We start from the raw sequence: 24,068 nt of genomic DNA on the forward strand, positions 1-24,068 counted from the left end.
AAGCTAACAGCTTTGGTGCAGCTGTAAAAAAGTGGACTCAACGTCACCAGTTTTCGCTGCTGCTACTATGTTTATTGTGCATCTGCTTGCTCATAGCTTTGTCAACTAGTTGATATTGTAATTGTTTCCGAGGCAGAGTCAACTAGAATCTTTGGCTCTTCTTCAAACAGAGTTAAATCAAACCAAAAAGTAGTACCAACTCCCACTTCACTCACCAGGTGCATTTGACTGCGATGACGTTCCATGATGTTTCTCACAATTGATAAACCCAAGCCAGTACCTTCTAGGGTGTGAACTCGGTTCTCTACACGGAAAAATCGGTCAAAAATGGCTTGTTGGTCTTCTGGGGCAATCCCAATACCAGTATCGGAGATTTCCACCCGCACATGAGCTTGCTGATTGTGTGAGTCTGCTTTGGGATCTAATTGGTAGGCACGAATAGCTACTTGACCACCCGACGGCGAGAATTTGAGAGAATTACCGACCAAATTAGCTAATACTTGTAACAATAAATCATAATTACCCAAGACTAAAGGCAAATCAAGGGGTACTTCCTGAATGAGTTCAATACCTTTGTCCCTAGCATTGAGTTGGTAAGTCCGCAGGGTTTGGTCGATGGCTTGCGCTAAATCCACCCCACCAAAGTTGTAACTTCGTCCAGATTCGAGTTTGGACAAATCCAAAACATCATTAACTAAACGGGTAAGTCTGTCAGTTTCATTATTAACAGTTTGCAGAAAATCCTGTCTTTGTTCTACACTCAGGTCTTCGCCATACTCATGCAAAGTTTCAATAAAGGATTTGATATTAAATAGAGGCGTGCGTAATTCGTGCGAAACATTACTGATAAATTGGCTTTTGGCTTCATTCAGTTCTACCTCACGAGTAATATCTTGGACGGTGATGGCAATACCTTTGATACTCTCCCGTTGGAGGTTGAGTACAGTAGTGAGAAGAATACGGATGGTGCGCTTAGTAGCTTCGTTCAAATGAATTCGGAACTCGGCACTTTCACATTCACCTGCGGCCATTTCATACAAAGGTCGGGTAATCTCGATCTGCACTGCTGAGGGCAAATGATGTAAAACATTTCTACCTTCAACTTCTATGCCTTCCCAACCAAAAATTCGCCGTGCTGTGGGGTTAACTAAAATTACCTGCATACTGTTATCAATTAACACAGCACCATCAGCAATTGTAGAAACCAGTGTTTCGAGTTTAGCTTTTTCTGCCGTTAGTTCCTCAATATTTTGCTCCTCATAGCGCTCTAGACGCTCGGCCATTTCGTTAAAGCTGAGAATTACCTCTCCCAGTTCACCACCCAGAGGTAAGTCAATGCGCTGCTTGAAATTACCCGCCGCAATTTGTTTTACCCCTACTAGTAATTCTTTAATCGGCTTAGTAATGGTCAAAGCGTTAATGACTCCGGCCAAAATCACCATCACCCAAATTGTGATAAAAACGGCAATAGTCACATCACGGGTGAAATTAGTGGAAATAACTGCGGTTTGGTTGGGGTTAATCCCAATCGCCAACACACCCTGGTATTTTTGATCAACAATGAGGGGGATAAATACATCAGTGACTATCCCATCTGGGGTTGTATGTTGCCGCACCATCGGCTTTTCCCGGTCATTGTTGTAATCTTCTGGCAATTGTATTCTGCGTTCAATGGTCAGGGAATTTTCTACCTCTGGTTCCCAAAAAGGAATGCCGAAAAATATTTTTCCAGTTTGGTCAGCGTAGAGCATATAACGCACACTAGAGGTGCTGCTATAGAAGCGTTGGGAAAATTGGGCAACCTCAGTCAGATTGTGATCAGCTATTAGGGGCGCAACGTTAGCAGCAAGCAGTAGTCCGAGATCACTACCAAAGCGGGTATCATTCATCCGGGCATCTTGCTGAATTGTATTCACAGCCCAAAAGGTGAGGCCACTCATAACTAAAGATACGACCAAAGTGGCAACGGCCAAAAGTTTGGTCTGGAGGGTAAATTCCGACCACCAGTTAGCGAGTGTCTTGGACACGCCATTAGCGAACGCTTCTCGGATTGTTTTTAAGGGGGCCAGCATTTTAAACAAAGTTGTTAGTATTTTCGGTTATTCAACCCAACAACTAAAAAATTAACAGTTAATATCAATATGTTAATTGAAAGATGAAGGTAAGATGAGATCGCAACTTTCGAGGGTCGGTTTTGCTTGATCAGACATTTCTTTCTGAATTTAATGGCAGCATGGGAGTAGTTATAGCGGTTTTGATCAGAAAGGGAAGTCCACCGACCTGGACTAATGCAAAATCAAGGTTTTCAAACCCACGCAGGTGGTCACTGAGCCTGTCGAAGTGTGGGTTTCGTTTGTGTAGCCGCGACTTCTAGTCGCCAAGGCGAGTAATAAATGAGACTTTTCAAACAACCTCTGATACTCAGCACTCAGCACTCAATACTCAGCACTCAACACTCAATACTCAGCACTCGATAACCGATATCTTTTCGGTAATACATCCCCTCAAATTCTAGGGATTTGATCCCAGTGTAAGCCTGAGCGATCGCTTGCTCAAAATCTTTGCCGATAGCAGTGACATTTAATACTCTTCCTCCATCTGTGACTATTTGTTGCTGCTGGTTTAATTTTGTCCCTGCATGAAATACAGTCACGCCAGCGGCCTCCGCCTCTTTAATTCCAGTAATAACTTTGCCTTTGGCGTATTCCCCAGGATAACCACCGGAAGCGGCAACCACAGTGGCAGCTACGCCCTGTTTCCAAGCTATGGGGGGCATTTCGCCTAAACGCTGCTGGACACAGGCTAAAATCAATTCTTCTAAGGGTGTGTCTAAAAGTGGCAAAATTACTTGAGTTTCAGGATCACCGAAGCGACAGTTAAATTCTAAAACCTTCAAGTCGCCATCGGGGGCAATCATTAACCCAGCATACAGCACTCCTCGGTAGTCAATGCCCCTGGATCTTAAACAGGCGATCGCTCTTTCCAAGACTTCTGTTTGAATCCGGTTCATTAACGCTGGTGTAGCCAGAGGTGCGGGGGCATAAGCTCCCATCCCACCAGTATTTTCCCCTGTATCGCCCTCCCCAATCCGCTTATGATCTTGGGCAGGTAGCAAAGGGCGAATCGTTAACCCATCAGTCAAGGCTAAAACTGATACCTCTTGCCCAATCAAACATTCTTCAACAACTACAAAATTTCCCGCACTCCCAAACTGTCCTTGAAAAATGGCATCAATGGCATTTTCCGCCTGTTCTAAAGTTGTGGCAACGATCACACCCTTACCTGCGGCTAAACCGTCGGCTTTCACAACTATGGGGATTCCCTGTGTTTGTACATAGAATTTAGCTGCTCCTGCTTCAGTAAATACCGCAGCATTAGCTGTAGGAATTCCCGCCTCTTCCATTAAGGCTTTTGCCCAAGCTTTACTAGCTTCTATTTGCGCTCCTGCTCTCACAGGCCCAAAAACCATCAGTCCTTGACTTTGGAGGTAATCTGTGATTCCCATTGCCAGGGGTACTTCTGGCCCTACTACCACCAAAGAAATCCCATTTTCCCCAGCATATCGGCTCATCCCCTCAAAATCATCCACAGCCAAAGCCAAGTTCTGACAACGTTCTAGGCTGGCTGTACCCCCATTGCCTGGTACACAGACAACTTGTTCAATTTGCGGAGATTGCAACAGTTTCCAAGCTAGAGCGTGTTCGCGCCCCCCATTACCGACAACTAAAACTTTCACTTATTTCCTCGTGCGTCCCTTGTGAAACGAGAACACCCCAGAGGGGGAACTCGTAGATCAATCTTTCCATCAATGATTGTGCTAATCAAGCCCCTGATTAGACTCCGTACCAATCACATTAGCGGCTATACTTATTTTAGAGAACTCCACAAAAAAGTTGATCCAAATTTCTGCAACTAAAATGACCTTTCCTCCCCCTGCTCTCAAAACGACGGGATATTTTTTTTATTTGGAAGTCTCTTATTAGTATATTTAAGGTGTAATTCCTGTATTTTAAGAACAATCAACTTATCAGTATTTGCCAGATATAAATACAGATTTTAAATATTTAGCATAAATTTTTCAACTTTCCAACAATTAACTGTAAACAACTGAGTCATTCACGACGTTTTGCGATTGTAAGTATTAATCTGTGAATATTGAAAATAAACACATATCAATAAAATAGAACACATGGCTAAAACTATTGTGACTGGAGCCGCAGGCTTTATTGGTTCTCATCTTGTGGATGCATTATTGCAACAAGGACAAGAAGTGATCGGCATTGATCAATTTAATGATTACTACGATCCGATGTTAAAGCACAAAAATATTGCACATCTACACAGTTCACCTAACTTTACTTTAATTGAAGGAGATATTCAGTCTTTAGATTGGCCAGGGCTGCTGCAAGATGTTGAGGTTATTTACCATCAGGCGGCACAAGCTGGGGTAAGAGCCAGTTGGGGTGAAGGTTTCCGTAATTACACGGAACGCAATATTAGTGCTACCCAAGTTTTGTTAGAAGCTGCGAAGAATGCCCAAAACCTGAAAAGATTAGTATTTGCCTCTACATCCAGTGTTTATGGCGATGCGGAAACATTACCTACCCATGAAAAAATTCCGCCGCAACCTGTTTCTCCCTACGGAATTACCAAATTAGCTGCTGAACGTTTGTGTAGACTATATCACACAAACTTTGGTGTACCAATGGTAGCATTACGCTATTTTACAGTTTATGGCCCCAGACAGCGCCCGGATATGGCTTTTCATAAATTTTTCAAAGCTGTATTGCAGGATGAAGCAATTCCCATCTATGGAGATGGGCAGCAAACACGAGATTTCACCTTTGTTAAAGATGCCATAGCTGCCAATTTAGCTGCCGCCACCGTACCAGAAGCAGTGGGGGAAATATTTAATATTGGTGGTGGTAGCAGGGTAGTCTTAGCAGAAGTTTTGGATACTATGGCAGAAATCGTTGGCAAACCCATTAAAAAGAATTACATCGAAAAAGCGATGGGAGATGCACGTCATACTGCGGCTGATGTTTCCAAAGCCCGGCAAATTTTAGGATATCAGCCCCAAGTTACCTTGAGGGAGGGTTTAACGCAGGAATGGCAATGGGTGCAGCCGTTGTACATTTCTAAATCCTGAGATGCGGGAGTGGGAATTGACATAAATGTTTACCACAAAAAATATACTATGAAGCATGGCAATATCCTTTCTTGTTCAAAAGTGAACTGTCTTGGTATTTAGTTTTGATACAATCTGTTATGACTATGGTCATGCTTTTTAACTGCTGAAATGCTTTGTATATATAAAATTTTGCAGTTTTTGACCCCTTTTTTTGATTTCTTTGTGAGAAATCCGTGCAAGGGGGTTATAAATTTTCTTCATATACCTGATGGTATTCCTGATAGGCTACCCCACTGCGGTCATCAACAACGCTGTAAAGCATTAATAGCGATTTGCCGCGACCGCACCAGGATAAACCGCCCATCAGCGCCTGATCGCATCTGGAATTTGCAGTTGGCTACCGAGGGCGGCAATGACGATACCACCAATCAGAAAGCCGAGCGTTAGGGACTGTAACTGAGACCCAAGTCCTGCAGGCAAGAAATACGGCTACTAAAAAGCCGGGGCATGAATGACCTCGGCTTTTTAGGTCTGCGTCGTTTCGATTCAACAGCCGTCTGGCCCGCAGAAAGTGTGCGCGTACAGTACCTCCGCGTCACAGATATAAGCAATGCCCGCATAATCGTTGAAAAACTTCATTGCGATCTTATCCGCAATATTCTCGGCCATCTCCCGATTTTCGGTGAGTACCTCAAACTTTATATTCGCCTGGGTGTCGGAAACGTTGGGTTGTCCCGACGAGCGCACGTTGCGACTGCCTTTACCGCCAGTTTCCACCACCGTATAACCACTCACTCCGGATTCATCGATGATATTGGCGACCTTTTTCAACAGAATCTTTTCCGTGATGATGACGAGCTTTTTGGCTGGCTTGGCCATGTTGGTTACCTCCTTATCTACGTACATTGATATTATATATTGAGTTGCTTGGTCTGCCGGGTCAAGGGAGCGCCGACAGACTGCAACTAGTTTGGGATTAGCTGCCGCCTATCGCCTGGGCAAGACCGAGGAAGAGCGGTATTGCCACGCCGATAGCAATGGGTGTACCGATGGCTGTGGATGCGCCGATGTAGGCGGAGGGATTGGCCGACGGAATCCCGGCTCTCAACGTGGGCGGCCCTGAGATGTCTGAACTGGAGGCGGCAATGACGGACAGAATCACGACACCGCCAAGGCTGAATCCTGTTGCGTAGTGGGCAATCATACCAAGACCGAAGGCGATGAACCCATGTAGCAACGGTGCTATCAGGCTATACACAACGTACCACTGCGCCACCTTACGCAGTTCGCCAATCCTTGACCAAGCCTCCATACCCATGACCAGCATCAAGATCGAAAGCAGTCCACGGAACGCTGGGTCGTAGAAGCTTTCATAGACCCTTTCCGGCCGAGTGAACAGTCCAAGAGCAAGGCCGAGCAACATTGCCGATAGGGCAGGTCCCCGGAGGCTTTCCTCCACGATCGGCCATATCTTGACCCGATCATCCGGAGACTGCTGCTTGCTGAGATACTCTTGCCGGGTCTTGGGATAATCCCCTGCTGCAACGGGCTGCTTGTCGAGATACTCGTCTGCTGCACTATTATTCTTCTTTTTGAGATAAATGTTGGCTATCACAATCGCAGTTACGAGTGCTGGGATATCCATGAAGGGATAGAGTGCGCCCGCCCATGGATCGTAATAAATGCTTTGTTCGTCCAGTACCGTCAGGGCGGCGGCCATAGTAGAGCCACTCACAGCACCAAACAATCCCCCGGTGGCAATCGCATCCACGGTTTTGACCTTCGGCAGCTTGGCTAACGTATAGCGCGCGATGAATACAATGATAATCCCTAGTAATACAGAAAACAGTACGGGTAACACCATCTCCGTCAGGTTGGAATTGCGGATCGCAATACCACCGGTCAGACCGATTTTGGTGAGCAGCATGAAGACGATGATCTTAGAAATCGACTCTGGAATTATCAGTTCGCTACCAAGGGCGGCAATGACCATACCACCAATCAGAAAGCTGAGTGTTGGGGACTGCAACTGCTTAACGAAGTCAATTAAAAAATTGGACAAAAAATCCACGAATACCTCCTTTCGGCTCCTCTAACGAAGAGCGATTATTGTGATAAGTGAGCTTTAAAAATTAAGGATGAAGCGCTTCATCCCTACAGCACAGGTGTTATGCGAATACCTGCCGACAGGGTGTTCAGAGGTGGTCGCTTTCTGAACTGGGACCGAAGGTGTTGCTATCTTGGAGTAATTCCTAGACCTATTAAGAACAAAATTTCTATGTGCTTCAGTCTATCCTTAAATCTGCACCAATTTGCGATCGCTATACATGAATCTACTAAGTAATTTCAAATTCAAATCATAAGTTTTCCTTTTACTTTCAGAAAACTTGTATATTTCTGGTCAATAGTAAATTGCGAATCGCAGAATTTTCTCTATACACGGATATTGCACCGAGGACGGTATGGGATCAGCCAAATCGGAAGAGTTGTTTGGACACCATTCTTCTAGCAATGACTGAGCTAATCAATCCACACTTCAGGGGGAGTGGTTGCCGGCTCATAAGTCGTAGACGGACTGTTACTGGCGAGGTTAAACCACCCCACCGCCAGTAGGAGAGCGAACCCACAGCCCAACAAAAAAGTCCAGGCGTGAGACAACTCAAGTACGCAAAGCAGGCGGCGATCGCCCCCATATACTTGCACTAGCCAGCCTTCGCTGGTGTTGTTAAATGTGGTCGGCAGTTTAGTTGAGTCAAACTTGTTCATTATCTCATTACCGTTTTAAGCAGGTTCTTTAGTTTTGATTATGTGTTTTCAAACCTTGTGGTTAGTTGCAATATTCATGGTCATTCAAAACAATACAGTATCGTTGTCTTGGAGTAATTCCTAGACCAAGACCTATTAAGAAGAAAATTTCTATGTGCTTAAGTCTATCCTTAAATCTGCACCAATTTGTGATCGCTATACATGGATTTACTAAGTAATTTCAAATTCAAATCATAAGTTTTTCTTTTATCCTTAGAAAATTCGTATATTTCTAGTCAATGTAAATTGCAATCATAGAATTTTCTCTATAGATTGTTGTTATTAAGAAGGGCTTTCTATGACTGCACTTGCCATAATCTGAGTCAATTTTTCTCAACAGAAGGTAGTGGATTCGCCGATATTTGGCATAAGATTAACAATATATTTCAAAACAAAACCATAAAGTCTTGCCTTGAATTGTCACAACAAAACGCGTCAAGAGGTAAACTACATGACCCAGCAAGCCAGCAAGCTCGTCATCGTCACGGAAAAGGTGCTGATGAAAAAGATCGCCTAGATCATCGACGAAGCCGGGGCTACCGGTTATACGGTGGTGGACGCTGGCGGTAAAGGCAGTCGCAACGTGCGTTCGTCGGGACAACCCACTGTTTCTGACACCTACTCGAATATAAAGTTCGAGGTGCTGACCCCCAACCGGGATATGGCCGTGAAGATTTCAGATGAGGTTGCAGCGAGGTTTTTCGACGATTATTCGGGCATCGCCTATCTCTGTGACGTAATGGAGGTACTGCACGCGCATAAGTTCTGAACTTAAAACCTTAGCAATTCTCATGTTTGCCAGAAGTTGTTCAAGCACTGGGAATCTCGGTATTGTCATGATATCTTTGGGGATGACAGATAGCTGAAACTGTTCCCTATTACCTGTTCCCTGCCTCCACGATAAAACTTTTATGCCTAACGGCACGCTACGCGAACAGCAAACCCTAATTATTGCCATTGTTGAAGTTCATCCCTGATGTTGCGAAGTAGGGTATTTATTTGAGTACGGCGAGTTTCAAAGTTAGCGGCGATGGAAATTAGTATGATACCCACTAGCAAACCGACAATCCATTTTAAAAAGGGATAGCTGAAGCTGAAAATTACTAATTGATAGAAACTGGTAATTAAGAATGTCGCTGTACCAAGATAGAGAAATGCCCTAGTTCGTAAAGCTAATCCGGCAAAAATGGCAATTAGGCTGAAGATTCCGGGGATTAAGGGTGTCTCTTGATTAAAGAAAATTGCCCATCCACAAATTAAGCCACTGGCTAAAAGTCGTAAACTGTGACGAGCTGTTTTATACTCTGGAAGTCTCAAGAATGGATCTACTTGAGCAACATACAGCAGTGATAATCCCATTGGTGTCACATACCATAAAGGATCATTTAAAAGTAAGCTATCAAACCAGCGAAATAATGCCCAATCAATTATGGCTACACTAATATATGTAAAACGAATATTGTTACCCATTTTGGCTAGGAAGATATAAAACCCAGCTGCTATGAGTAAGGCAATGGGGGAAACTTGCAGTCTGGTTTCCCAGATAATTATTAGGGGAATGATATATGCAGCTTGTTGCCAAGGTCTTTTTGACCAACCCCAACTTTCCCAAGGTAAGATATAGAGAAAATAGGCAATTACGCAGGCGATCGCACCATTCCAAGGCACTAAGGGACCACCTAACCATTGTCCTATTGCTGTCTCCCGCCAATAAATCCGCATCGTGGCTACCTGTAACAGTCCCAGGTAAACCCACATTTCTCCTGTAGTGATCATGCCGAAAATCTGGGGGATAGCAGGGGTTCCCTTTCCCTGAAATACGGCATATCTAATTAAAAATCCGCCAGTACCTAATCCCACAAAACGGTTAATATCGATGGGTAGGCCAATGGCCGCCATTAATAAGGCACTACTCCAAAACCAGTGCAAATGGGAAATTCTCGTAATTTCTGCGGGAGTCAGACGTAAATAGCCGACAATCCAGGGGGTAAGGATGCGATAAGCATACATGATGCTTGTTCCCAAGGCAGACATAGCAATTAAGCCATCACCTAATGCGCCTCCCGTGGTTTGGGACATTTGATAAAACAGCAGTTCATAAGCAGAAATGGATACGCCAATGATGCCTAAATACAACAGAGGTTTAAAAGCTTGATTGCGTCGCCCTACACCAATGAGAATTAAAGCTACACCTAAAGACAATAAACCAGTCCAATCACTAAAGGTGTCGAAACGCAGCAATATACTAAATCCACCATAGATTAAGGGCAAAATGTGCAAACTGCTGGGGGTTCTTTCTAATTGGTGTTTGTGTCGCCACCATTCTCCTAAAAGTTGGGCGACTAAACCCAAGGCGATGTTAGCAACTGCAATCCTAATTAATGAATGTTCTCCAAAAGCCAGGATTTCCGCAATTAACAATTCTACGCACCAACCGATGCCGTAAAATGCCCAATTTGTGGGAGACTGCCAACTACGATAAACAATTGCCCCTAATGTAATAGTCGTGGCTGTTAAAAATAATATTTCTGGGGTAAATAGCCCTAAATATACTAAACCTGAATGTAGCGTCATCGTCACTAATTCGATGCCACATAATATACTCGCCCAGCCATTACAGGCGACTGCATATATAGTTGCTAATTCGTTACCCCGTCGATTGAGGGCGGTTCTGCCTAACCATAAACTGAGAATTGCGATCGCTCCCACAACAAACCACCCAGTTATAGTAAGTCCAGGGATACTTTCCCACAGTAACGCCCCGGTTAAACTCAAGCCAAAACCAACTGTAATTATAGCTGTGGCTTTATCTCTTAAATACCAAGTATTGGCAAACATTACCGCCGTCGCTACACCCAGACTAATTAATCTGGTTCCAGGTAATGGTAAAGTCAGTAGCTGAATTATGCACACAGCTAAAACACTTAAGCCAGTATTGTTAGTGCGCCGTTGTCCAGTGGTACGACTGGCTAAACCTGTGAGACTTAAAGGCGTAATTAACCAAATCACTCCCCAATCAGCTTGATTATTTGGGTTATACCAAGACACTCCGCTATTTACCCACAGTAAACTAAAACTAACAATAGCCAGCCCTAGACCGATGTACCAGGCACTCTGTTGCCATAATCCCTCTCCCAGACTAAATATCCATTCTGTCACCATGAGAGCGAGTAAAATACTTACCCAAATGTGTGTAGCTAGATTTGGTAATAGCCAATGAATGCTGGAACATAAAGTCAGCACCCCCATGATGTGAGTCAGATAGACCCAGGGAATGAGGATAGAAGAACGGCGTTTGGTGACGACGGCGAGGGTGATGGTAGAAAAGAGTAAATTCAGCGATCGCAATGTGGGATTTACAGTCGCAATTGTGGTTAAAAAAGCACCAAATAACAGCGTCAGCAATTCACCAAATTTAGCTAATTCCGGCTTTTGGGCGCGATTTAATCTCTCGGTAATTGCTACCATAAAGATTACATAAGGGAATAAAGCGACACTCAATAATGCCCAAGGTTCGTTGACAGCATTAGTGAGTTGAATGCCAATAGCGATCGCTCTTTGTTGTATATCTAAAGGTACTAATCGCCAACCCAGCCAAACTGCTTGTAAGCCAATGGTAAAAAATATTGCTAAGTCTAGAGGGAAAGAATATCTTCGTAAGCGATTACCTACATACCACAAACCCAATCCACTTACAGCTATGGCTTGTGCTGGTTGATCGAATACTGTCACTAACCAACCGAGGCATAACAAAATTCCTCCCAATCTTTGCCAGAGGGATGAAGAATCTCTATTTTGTGCTAACCAAGTAGCCAACCAGCCACAAATTCCAATGGCTAACCCTAGTTGAGTGACATCTACTCCATTAACAAAAATTCCTCGGATTAATAGAACTACTAACGCATAAATAATTACAGCAGCGAATAAGCTGATACCTAAATTATTCGGTTCAGTCGTGGGATTTTCGGATGTTGTAGGGGGTTGCTGTGGATAACGATGGTGATAAATAGTAATGATAGTTGTACCCACCATTGCTACATAAATAGCAACTACGGGAAAGCCGGGTATTTGCCAACCCCAATGCAAATAAATTAACCCCAGAACATTAATTAAAGGTAAGTTTCCGGTGGGTAAGTTATTAAAAACAGCGCGATTTTTGCAGAGTAAAGCTGTAATAAATGTCAGAGTAGGGCAAGCGATCGCCACTGTCAACCAGTCCAAGGGATTCTGCCACAACTTAAAGCTATCCATTGCCCAAAAGTTCACCGGGATTAATAACAAGGTGACAATCAGCAACGTCTGAGCTGTTAACCTGAGATTATCTTGTCTCCCAGCCCAAAAACTAAAACCCCAGAAACTTAAGGTATAAGCAAATAAAACACCATATTGTCCCGAAGCCGGAAACCTCTCCCACTGACTAGCAGCGAGTACGCCAGAGGAAACTATAACCAGAAATAAACCTAAAAATAATAGCCAACGTACACTCAATTCTGCCCCCAAGGACTGCAACATTGAGGTGAGGAAGTTGGGTTCTGGTGGTGGTTGGGGAGTTGGTCTGCCGCTACTAGATGCAAAAGTTCCCACAGGCAAAGCCTTTACAGGGTCAGAAACAGTGACAGATACCTTTTCCGGTTGAGTTACAGGTGTTAAGATCACTGAACAGACCAGAAATTGTCGGCATAGCTGCCTAACTTGGATATCAGAAATTAAACCCAATCGTAACCATATATCCAATCCTGCTAGTAATTGCGGATGAGAGGATGATACCTTGAGTTGAATTTTTAAGAGGTCGTCAGGTGAAGATGGCATAAGCCGTAATCGTATCGGTAGACACTTATATCATTATTCGTCAACAGTGGATTTATGCGATCGCTATGCCAGTTATTTTTGTTGACTAAGTACGAAAAATTGGGAACTTTATCTTTTTATTCCCTGTCCCGGATCAGACAATATAAATTTTTATCAATACACTTTTCAAAAATGAAAATTTTCTGTTATATAGAATTAGAACTATAAAGTTTTATTAATTACGCAATATAAATAATTTTGGGGTGCGAGGGGAAACAGACCGTGATGCACTATCGAGTTCGTGCTATTTTTCTCGTTAGTATTGTTTGCGCTGTCACAGTATTTGGTACACTGGGGCGATCTGCTTGCAGCAGCGCTTCGCTATCGCCAACAGTCAAAGCTGAAGAAACTAGAAGTGAAACCGTTCAACCTGTAATTAGCGGGGATGCTACAGCCGCAATTACAACTGAAAATTCAGAAATTCCTGTTGATGAGCTACGTTTATTAGTTAAACCACTTATCCTGGCAGAACTTCATAACGAAACAGCAGCATGGCTGTTATTACTCAAAGATAAAGTTAAAAAAATTAGTCATGCGGAAATTGCCATCAAGCGGCAAAATCAAACCATCAAAAAACAGCAAGAAGCAACTCAGGCTTTAGAACAAGCCAAACAATCCCTCAAAGCAGCTCAAAAATACCAATCTCGTCATGATATTGGCTTACCAGAGTTTCAAAAAGCGACAACAAAGGTAGAAGAAGCTAAAGACAACCTCAAAAAAGCTCAGTCAGCTGTCAAGCAAGCCACAGCCACAAAAACAGAAGTTCAAAAGAATGTCGCCTTAAGCAGTGCTTTAAACAAAGCTAAAGAAATCGGCGAACTTTATCAAGCCAAAAAAACCCTTAATCAAGCCAAACAATTCAGAAGAGAAATTACAGCCAATTCTCTAGCATACGAAAGTGCCACTCGCAAAATTGACACACTAGAAGCAGCTATTAATGCCTTTGAAGATGCACAAATAGCCTTTAAGGATGCTGCACCAGAATCGTCAGAATTTACACGGCTAAACCAGGAATTAGCAGAGGCACAAAAATCTTTAATTAAAGCCAGAGAATTAATTATCGGGATTAATCAAAACCAAGTTAACCCAACTGATCAGTTTTCCCAGAATCTCGACAAAGTGTCAATTGTTTTAGCAACAACCCAAATCACAACCCACCGTGGTACAACAATTGCTGGCCCCATCAAAGTTGTCAATGATATACATAGCCTCAATCAAAAAAGCCAAAACCTGGAAATAGCAATAAAACAGTTGGGAACAAGCATTGCATCTGAGTCAAACTTGAAAAATCAACTAGTCATAACTGTAATCGATCTTCAGGCAGAACGGACGGCAATTGTTGACCGCTTGAGAATAGTTTTAAACGAACTAGAGCGCAAAGGCGGAGATCCTCAACCTTATCAACAGTATATTAAAGCTGCTAGTAGTTTTGCCGTCGTTATTCTCATCATCCCCGCGCTAGGGGATGATATTGCAATTAACCCAAATCCCTATCAGGGATTGAAATTTTAAGTGCTGTAATTACAGGATCTATCATATCGCTCACTAAATTGCAATTAACCCAAATCCCTATCAGGGATTGAAATCACGTCAACGAAAGTCGAGAACGTTGGGAGATATATTGCAATTAACCCAAATCCCTATCAGGGATTGAAATATCATGCTAGATCAAATCAAAGCAGCTTACAAAATTGCAATTAACCCAAATCCCTATCAGGGATTGAAATTACATTAAGCCAAGAGATATCGCTTAGACTTTGCATTGCAATTAACCCAAATCCCTATCAGGGATTGAAATTTACATTGGGGCGATAGCGCGGAGGAATTAATGATTGCAATTAACCCAAATCCCTATCAGGGATTGAAATTACATAGAAGTGATGACTCAACTATCTAGTATCATATTGCAATTAACCCAAATCCCTATCAGGGATTGAAATTGAGAAACGCAAGTGTTCTCGGAAAGGGGCAACTATTGCAATTAACCCAAATCCCTATCAGGGATTGAAATAACTCTACTCAATTCAGATAACCCAAACTCCAGGAATTGCAATTAACCCAAATCCCTATCAGGGATTGAAATAACAGAAAGAAAAAATTTACAAGGCAATTTCTGACGATTGCAATTAACCCAAATCCCTATCAGGGATTGAAATCCTCGAAGGAATGGCGATCGCATTCTCCAACTTTGAATTGCAATTAACCCAAATCCCTATCAGGGATTGAAATACAACATTCCTCTTAAATCAGTGGAATTGAACTAATTGCAATTAACCCAAATCCCTATCAGGGATTGAAATCACACAACCGAACAAGCATCTGCGGGACTTTTCCATTGCAATTAACCCAAATCCCTATCAGGGATTGAAATATACCAGCTTCAGCACCATTTGAGTTACCATTCCCTGAATTGCAATTAACCCAAATCCCTATCAGGGATTGAAATTGGTGCCTAACGCTGATTTCGATATTGAAATTAATGATTGCAATTAACCCAAATCCCTATCAGGGATTGAAATCACCAAACTATAGATATTGGGGGTAGGGATGGCATTGCAATTAACCCAAATCCCTATCAGGGATTGAAATTGCACTGCTTTGAGCCTGACCTGCCTTCCCATCATTGCAATTAACCCAAATCCCTATCAGGGATTGAAATTGGACTTCTCGTGAAATTTCATCCTCATCATTCATTGCAATTAACCCAAATCCCTATCAGGGATTGAAATGACTATCGCTGGAATGAAGCGATAATTCAGAACAATTGCAATTAACCCAAATCCCTATCAGGGATTGAAATTTTGGCGTTCAACCAATTGATGACGGCAAATTCACAATTGCAATTAACCCAAATCCCTATCAGGGATTGAAATGGGACTGATTGATTTTGATATCGGCAACTACGATCGCATTGCAATTAACCCAAATCCCTATCAGGGATTGAAATCTAGATTCACGTAAGGCAAGGCACTTCCGTATTGCATTGCAATTAACCCAAATCCCTATCAGGGATTGAAATTCAACAGTTGCTCCACCTGTGGCACTTGCACCTACATTGCAATTAACCCAAATCCCTATCAGGGATTGAAATGAATTTCTTTGACTACATCAGGACTTGCTTCGCTGAATTGCAATTAACCCAAATCCCTATCAGGGATTGAAATACGGTAGGACGCTCAATTCCTTTAGAGGCCGGACAAAATTGCAATTAACCCAAATCCCTATCAGGGATTGAAATCTGACATCTTTCTTCTATGCGCTGCCCTCTTTTCATTGCAATTAACCCAAATCCCTATCAGGGATTGAAATATTTACCATCTAAAAGTTCTAATCGGTAATTCATCAATTGCAATTAACCCAAATCCCTATCAGGGATTGAAATAAGCCAACTATATATGCTGCTTTTCTCAGAAATGAAGAATTGCAATTAACCCAAATCCCTATCAGGGATTGAAATTTGATGAATGCCCCCGCCATACCTTGTCTAAAATATTGCAATTAACCCAAATCCCTATCAGGGATTGAAATACATTATTAAGCGAGATGGTGAAGAGGTAGGAAGTATATTGCAATTAACCCAAATCCCTATCAGGGATTGAAATGGAACCCTTGCCCAGCAAGGCGGGTGGTGGATTCGATTGCAATTAACCCAAATCCCTATCAGGGATTGAAATTCGCGACTATCCTATGTTGCACACTGCTTGAGAACGGGCGGCTCATTGCAATTAACCCAAATCCCTATCAGGGATTGAAATTCGCGACTATGGTAAGAAGTTCCGCAAGCAAGAAGATTGCAATTAACCCAAATCCCTATCAGGGATTGAAATTGGCGAGACTGGGATGTCCAAAGACTCTGGGAAAGATTGCAATTAACCCAAATCCCTATCAGGGATTGAAATTCGTGCGCCCACCTGCGGTAATGCCTCCTCCAAATAATTGCAATTAACCCAAATCCCTATCAGGGATTGAAATTTGGCTATGGCTAATTAATCCCTTGATGCTCCCATTGCAATTAACCCAAATCCCTATCAGGGATTGAAATCGATGCCTGACCAGGGAATTTCAAAATATATTTCATTGCAATTAACCCAAATCCCTATCAGGGATTGAAATTTTCAACCACTCCCATGTAAAGAGACTCATATTTTATTGCAATTAACCCAAATCCCTATCAGGGATTGAAATGGGGCGGGGCATAAATCTTGACTACGCGCTTGTTAAAATTGCAATTAACCCAAATCCCTATCAGGGATTGAAATGAATGAAGAGATGAGAAAGGAGAGCAATGAAACTATATTGCAATTAACCCAAATCCCTATCAGGGATTGAAATCTCACCAACCCCCAACTGGAGTAAATCACTCATTAATTGCAATTAACCCAAATCCCTATCAGGGATTGAAATGCTTAATTCCTATTCTTTAAAAATAAGGACTGAATTGCAATTAACCCAAATCCCTATCAGGGATTGAAATAAAAAACATACTAAAAAACACCCCCTATATACTTAGATTGCAATTAACCCAAATCCCTATCAGGGATTGAAATAAGCTCTCGACCTAGCGGACTATCGTCGTATTATTGCAATTAACCCAAATCCCTATCAGGGATTGAAATGTATGCCTGACCAATTTCTGTGCCTACCATTTGTAGAATTGCAATTAACCCAAATCCCTATCAGGGATTGAAATACTTATCTGGAATTGCACCCTAACAGGTAGATTTATTGCAATTAACCCAAATCCCTATCAGGGATTGAAATCACCCCCAACCACTTTCTAATAAAAGCTTTGAGATTGCAATTAACCCAAATCCCTATCAGGGATTGAAATAGAAAAAAGAATTTCCGCCAACTGAAGAAATCTTAATTGCAATTAACCCAAATCCCTATCAGGGATTGAAATAAAATCAATGCTTCCTTAACATGGGGACAGCAATAATTGCAATTAACCCAAATCCCTATCAGGGATTGAAATGGAATTGAATGGGATACGGATATAGCAGAGTTGTAATTGCAATTAACCCAAATCCCTATCAGGGATTGAAATTACTAACTGGAGAACCAGAGACTTGACTCGCAAGGCAAATTGCAATTAACCCAAATCCCTATCAGGGATTGAAATTTTAACTGGAATTTAGAATCAAACTAAATTTGGATTGCAATTAACCCAAATCCCTATCAGGGATTGAAATCTTTGAAATTGGTTTCGACATAGAAACTTTTGGCATTGCAATTAACCCAAATCCCTATCAGGGATTGAAATCTAACTTATCTGAGAAACATTCCTTGGTTTATAATTGCAATTAACCCAAATCCCTATCAGGGATTGAAATTCTTAGTCTCCCATGCCATCTGCCATAAATATTGATTGCAATTAACCCAAATCCCTATCAGGGATTGAAACGATTGATAATGCGGCTGTAGTGGTTGTAGCTGGCAAATTGCAATTAACCCAAATCCCTATCAGGGATTGAAACCCCCATACTTCAGCCGTAAAAATAAGATATGGTAGAATTGCAATTAACCCAAATCCCTATCAGGGATTGAAACGTGCATCCAAACCCCCTACCTAATACTTTGCAAATATTGCAATTAACCCAAATCCCTATCAGGGATTGAAACGGGATGGGCGTTGGGAAAAAGTTCGGGAGAATTATTGCAATTAACCCAAATCCCTATCAGGGATTGAAACAGAAGAGGGGCGAATAGAGAATAGGCGGAGTGTTCGATTGCAATTAACCCAAATCCCTATCAGGGATTGAAACTGTATATTAATTATAGTAACAGAAATTAATCAGCAATTGCAATTAACCCAAATCCCTATCAGGGATTGAAACTCTTCGATCATTTCTAAGTCGGCGGCGGTGTACTATTGCAATTAACCCAAATCCCTATCAGGGATTGAAACGTTTATTATACGACCGAATAAGCAGTCCAAGCGAATTGCAATTAACCCAAATCCCTATCAGGGATTGAAACAACTTCCTCGACATAACTTCCTCGACAGAATAAAATTGCAATTAACCCAAATCCCTATCAGGGATTGAAACGGGATAGTATTTTTTATAGAATATAGAGAATATCTTATTGCAATTAACCCAAATCCCTATCAGGGATTGAAACTTTTCGCCAAAGCGGGGGACTTGGGTAGGATGAAGATTGCAATTAACCCAAATCCCTATCAGGGATTGAAACTTCCTAGGAAAATTCCGACTATTGAATCCACTGTTGAATTGCAATTAACCCAAATCCCTATCAGGGATTGAAACTAAGACTTCATGATTGTCTTTAATTTCAAAACTGATTGCAATTAACCCAAATCCCTATCAGGGATTGAAACTGCATTCTTGGTTCATGTACTCGGCAATAAATGCCATTGCAATTAACCCAAATCCCTATCAGGGATTGAAACGTGGTCAGTGGCAGGAAAAATGAGAGGGTTTAGCGATTGCAATTAACCCAAATCCCTATCAGGGATTGAAACAAAGACCAACCCTTGAAATCTTATAATAACTCACATTGCAATTAACCCAAATCCCTATCAGGGATTGAAACATTAGACAAAAAACTTGAACTAGAACAGCAAATCATTGCAATTAACCCAAATCCCTATCAGGGATTGAAACTTTTTACGTCGAGATATTGCTTATTTATTTTTATAATTGCAATTAACCCAAATCCCTATCAGGGATTGAAACCAGGCACAATTGATTACCCATTTGGCTGGACAGAATTGCAATTAACCCAAATCCCTATCAGGGATTGAAACTTACAGCACCTCCCTAAAGATGAAGCTCTGACTAATTGCAATTAACCCAAATCCCTATCAGGGATTGAAACTAGTTGCAATCAAAGCGTCTGTTCTGAATTATCGCATTGCAATTAACCCAAATCCCTATCAGGGATTGAAACCACCAGCGCGCTTTTGATTTGGCAATCGGGAAGAGATTGCAATTAACCCAAATCCCTATCAGGGATTGAAACCCCACACATCCAGCAGTACCTGGTGCTGTCCTAATATTGCAATTAACCCAAATCCCTATCAGGGATTGAAACTTTTGGGTATAAATTAAAACAATTTGACCTAAAAATTGCAATTAACCCAAATCCCTATCAGGGATTGAAACTTTGTTATTTGTTGTTTAGAATAATATCCTGGTAAATTGCAATTAACCCAAATCCCTATCAGGGATTGAAACCAGAGTGCATCGAATAAAAAACTTCGGTTGCAGATTGCAATTAACCCAAATCCCTATCAGGGATTGAAACTTTACTTGTACTTTCATGTTTTTGATTTGTCCCTATTGCAATTAACCCAAATCCCTATCAGGGATTGAAACAAGTACAAACACTGATTGCTGCGGCTTTAAACGCTTGCATTGCAATTAACCCAAATCCCTATCAGGGATTGAAACAGGACTTGCAAGAAAGTTTGGATCAGCACACATTGTTATTGCAATTAACCCAAATCCCTATCAGGGATTGAAACAAGGTATTAGAAACGGAAACCGATTTACAACAGATTGCAATTAACCCAAATCCCTATCAGGGATTGAAACATCAATAACCCCCACAGAAACAATAGCGCTCCGAATTGCAATTAACCCAAATCCCTATCAGGGATTGAAACAAAGAAAGCAACAGCACCAAAAAATCCACCTAGCTTCATTGCAATTAACCCAAATCCCTATCAGGGATTGAAACCTACGGTTTGCCTTTCTCCGAAAATGGCTTTAAATGATTGCAATTAACCCAAATCCCTATCAGGGATTGAAACATTTAACTTTTCGTAAAACTCTTTCTTGCGTCGGGGGAGATTGCAATTAACCCAAATCCCTATCAGGGATTGAAACGTATTCAGTAGGAGTTAACATTAGTTCTGGTAACCGTATTGCAATTAACCCAAATCCCTATCAGGGATTGAAACATCAAAGCACTGGCTAGAGTGAACGCATCTACTATTGCAATTAACCCAAATCCCTATCAGGGATTGAAACTTTACCGACCATTTGCTCCAAAGCGATGAAAATTATTGCAATTAACCCAAATCCCTATCAGGGATTGAAACAGCGAAGGTGTTTGTCCTCTTCTCTGGAACCATAATATTGCAATTAACCCAAATCCCTATCAGGGATTGAAACTTTTGTGGGTATTCAAGCAACTCAACGTTACTTTGATTGCAATTAACCCAAATCCCTATCAGGGATTGAAACTGTGCTATAGAGAGCGATCACCAAGCTGTAAGATTGCAATTAACCCAAATCCCTATCAGGGATTGAAACCCCACATATTCATAAACTCTAACTAACGGGAACTTATTGCAATTAACCCAAATCCCTATCAGGGATTGAAACTGAAGCAAATAACGCGGTGAATTTCCGCTTACTTATTGCAATTAACCCAAATCCCTATCAGGGATTGAAACTCTGGATCTTTGTGGATAAGTTCTTGGGGAGGAATTGCAATTAACCCAAATCCCTATCAGGGATTGAAACTTTCTGGGTACGCAAGCCGTAAAACAAAGCGGCAAATATTGCAATTAACCCAAATCCCTATCAGGGATTGAAACGCATGGAGGACGCTGAGATTTTGGAAGCGTTTTATTGCAATTAACCCAAATCCCTATCAGGGATTGAAACGCCTTTCTTGTGTAGCCACAACTGCCCTCGCTCTACATTGCAATTAACCCAAATCCCTATCAGGGATTGAAACCTGCTCCCTCCCCACTTTTCCCAACCCAATCCACATTGCAATTAACCCAAATCCCTATCAGGGATTGAAACGCTCTTGGTCGGAAAACTTAACCTGTAGCGCTAGGATTGCAATTAACCCAAATCCCTATCAGGGATTGAAACTGCGAACGGGATTAAGAGATTTGTCATCTTTACATTGCAATTAACCCAAATCCCTATCAGGGATTGAAACTAGAAACCTACGTTGCTATTCCTACTATCCAAGTTATTGCAATTAACCCAAATCCCTATCAGGGATTGAAACAAATCTCAAATAGCACAATCTGGTTACTCGCTAGATTGCAATTAACCCAAATCCCTATCAGGGATTGAAACTAATAGCTTTCTCAATCATCTCGTTGGTGACTCTTAAGATTGCAATTAACCCAAATCCCTATCAGGGATTGAAACTAATTACATCTTATCGGCGATCGCCTGACGTACAAAAATTGCAATTAACCCAAATCCCTATCAGGGATTGAAACGATCAATTGTTACTTGCTTAATACCTTTCATTTTTAATTGCAATTAACCCAAATCCCTATCAGGGATTGAAACTTGAGAGTTGGTTTCACAGATCAACCCGCTAACAAATTGCAATTAACCCAAATCCCTATCAGGGATTGAAACTAGAAAAATGATGTGAAGTTTGTTCATCAAATCATTGCAATTAACCCAAATCCCTATCAGGGATTGAAACCACCTGGGATATAGAGGGGTATCCCTCTATTATTGCATTGCAATTAACCCAAATCCCTATCAGGGATTGAAACATAGTAAAAGATTCTAAAGCAATACCATTTTTTAATTGCAATTAACCCAAATCCCTATCAGGGATTGAAACTTCTAACAAAGAAGGGTTTGGCGTTAAAATTCAGCATTGCAATTAACCCAAATCCCTATCAGGGATTGAAACGTTCTAAGTTGCTCTCGCTGCCAACGAAAATGGATTGCAATTAACCCAAATCCCTATCAGGGATTGAAACTTATAACTGGTTTGGGTGTATGCTCCACCCTGAAATTGCAATTAACCCAAATCCCTATCAGGGATTGAAACAAACTTGACCTTACACTTTAACCTTGCATCCTCATTGCAATTAACCCAAATCCCTATCAGGGATTGAAACTTTAATCAGTGGGAAACGATCGCCTACCGCCTGAAATTGCAATTAACCCAAATCCCTATCAGGGATTGAAACCTTTGAAGGTGAACCGTGTGATACTGATTATCAAAATTGCAATTAACCCAAATCCCTATCAGGGATTGAAACTTGATGATTACTACTCCACCCCACCCCACCCACCTATCATTGCAATTAACCCAAATCCCTATCAGGGATTGAAACAATAGAAAATCAAAAATAGTGTAAAGTGATAGTCAGATTGCAATTAACCCAAATCCCTATCAGGGATTGAAACTCCTAAAACAAGTAAGTTGTGGATGCCCCAACTTTGATTGCAATTAACCCAAATCCCTATCAGGGATTGAAACTCCAGGTAGTTGAGGATTATTAGGATCTCCACCACATTGCAATTAACCCAAATCCCTATCAGGGATTGAAACCTTAGAGGAATGATTGTAAGCGCAAAAGTTAAAATTGCAATTAACCCAAATCCCTATCAGGGATTGAAACTTTTCTGGACATACCTTTAATGTGCTACACATTACATTGCAATTAACCCAAATCCCTATCAGGGATTGAAACGCCTCTTGTATATAATACCATGCTGAAAATTCCTATTGCAATTAACCCAAATCCCTATCAGGGATTGAAACTGCACTAGCTTTAATCCCAAATATGAACACCCTTTATTGCAATTAACCCAAATCCCTATCAGGGATTGAAACGATTTGTTAACTAATGCAGACTTGGACGCTCAGATTGCAATTAACCCAAATCCCTATCAGGGATTGAAACCGAAGATACCAGCTAGGCGGAGAAATAAGAGAAGATTGCAATTAACCCAAATCCCTATCAGGGATTGAAACAGATCCGAAGGATATCCTGGATCATACGGCGGGACTATTGCAATTAACCCAAATCCCTATCAGGGATTGAAACGAGGATGCGATCGCTCGTTACCCGGATTGGAGAATATATTGCAATTAACCCAAATCCCTATCAGGGATTGAAACAAAGTAGGAGTAAATTAATGGCGATCGCAGGACTATTGCAATTAACCCAAATCCCTATCAGGGATTGAAACTCTATCCTCAATGGAACTGATGAAGACTGGGACGAATTGCAATTAACCCAAATCCCTATCAGGGATTGAAACAAAAAATAGAAGGGCAAAAAACCTCTTAATCTAAAAATTGCAATTAACCCAAATCCCTATCAGGGATTGAAACGAATATCGGAATCCATCAAGGGACTTCCAAATAAAAAAACACCCAACCACCTAACGCAGAAAACCTTTCAAACCCTCATAACTCTGTGTACTCTGCGTCTCTGTGGTAGCCTTCGGCAAGCTACGCTAACGTTTATTTGGATAATTTATTTCTAGTAAGTCCCTTACTATATCTGTAGCAAAATTTATCTACAGACATA

At 41.6% G+C, this 24,068-nt stretch carries 8 protein-coding genes, 1 pseudogene and 1 CRISPR repeat array; of the genes and pseudogenes, 3 read left to right on the forward strand and 6 right to left on the reverse strand.

Annotated features, from left to right (window positions below):
* Nucleotides 1–101: 101 nt before the first annotated feature.
* Together nblS and purD are read right to left on the reverse strand one after the other, a co-directional pair.
* Entirely contained in the window at nucleotides 102–2,072 is a 1,971-nt protein-coding gene (gene nblS, locus VB654_RS06050) for a two-component system sensor histidine kinase NblS (RefSeq protein WP_323212675.1), read from the reverse strand.
* Nucleotides 2,073–2,449: 377 nt separating this feature from the next.
* Entirely contained in the window at nucleotides 2,450–3,736 is a 1,287-nt protein-coding gene (gene purD, locus VB654_RS06055; protein ID WP_323212677.1) for a phosphoribosylamine--glycine ligase, read from the reverse strand.
* 453 nt (nucleotides 3,737–4,189) lie between these two features.
* Here purD and VB654_RS06060 point away from each other — a divergent pair, with 453 nt between their 5' ends.
* Nucleotides 4,190–5,149, forward strand: a complete 960-nt coding sequence (locus VB654_RS06060) for an NAD-dependent epimerase/dehydratase family protein (RefSeq protein ID WP_323212679.1) — start codon at nucleotides 4,190–4,192, stop codon at nucleotides 5,147–5,149.
* A 204-nt stretch (nucleotides 5,150–5,353) separates the two neighbouring features.
* Entirely contained in the window at nucleotides 5,354–5,578 is a 225-nt protein-coding gene (locus tag VB654_RS06065; protein ID WP_323212715.1) for a hypothetical protein, read from the forward strand.
* Between the two features lie 99 nt (nucleotides 5,579–5,677).
* Here VB654_RS06065 and VB654_RS06070 read toward each other — a convergent pair whose 3' ends face one another.
* The 3 genes from VB654_RS06070 to VB654_RS06080 form a co-directional block, all read right to left on the reverse strand.
* Nucleotides 5,678–6,010, reverse strand: a complete 333-nt coding sequence (locus tag VB654_RS06070; protein WP_323212680.1) for a P-II family nitrogen regulator — start codon at nucleotides 6,008–6,010, stop codon at nucleotides 5,678–5,680.
* Nucleotides 6,011–6,107: 97 nt separating this feature from the next.
* Complete coding sequence (locus tag VB654_RS06075) at nucleotides 6,108–7,202, reverse strand: sodium-dependent bicarbonate transport family permease (RefSeq protein WP_323212681.1); 1,095 nt, start codon at nucleotides 7,200–7,202, stop codon at nucleotides 6,108–6,110.
* 449 nt (nucleotides 7,203–7,651) lie between these two features.
* On the reverse strand, nucleotides 7,652–7,897 hold the full coding sequence (locus tag VB654_RS06080) for a hypothetical protein (RefSeq protein ID WP_323212682.1): 246 nt from the start codon (nucleotides 7,895–7,897) through the stop codon (nucleotides 7,652–7,654).
* A 490-nt stretch (nucleotides 7,898–8,387) separates the two neighbouring features.
* On the opposite strand from VB654_RS06080, the pseudogene VB654_RS06085 reads away from it, so the two are divergent.
* A pseudogene (locus tag VB654_RS06085) lies at nucleotides 8,388–8,705 on the forward strand (P-II family nitrogen regulator).
* Nucleotides 8,706–8,884: 179 nt separating this feature from the next.
* Here the strand turns inward: VB654_RS06085 and VB654_RS06090 are convergent.
* The gene (locus VB654_RS06090) at nucleotides 8,885–12,745 is read right to left on the reverse strand and encodes a DUF2157 domain-containing protein (protein ID WP_323212684.1); all 3,861 of its coding nucleotides are present in this window, start codon (nucleotides 12,743–12,745) and stop codon (nucleotides 8,885–8,887) included.
* A 1,509-nt stretch (nucleotides 12,746–14,254) separates the two neighbouring features.
* A CRISPR array of direct repeats spans nucleotides 14,255–23,869; the repeat unit is 37 nt; unit sequence ATTGCAATTAACCCAAATCCCTATCAGGGATTGAAAC.
* The last annotated feature ends 199 nt before the right edge of the window (nucleotides 23,870–24,068 follow it).

The sequence above is a fragment of the Nodularia sp. UHCC 0506 genome (assembly GCF_034931045.1).
Lineage (GTDB): Bacteria > Cyanobacteriota > Cyanobacteriia > Cyanobacteriales > Nostocaceae > Nodularia.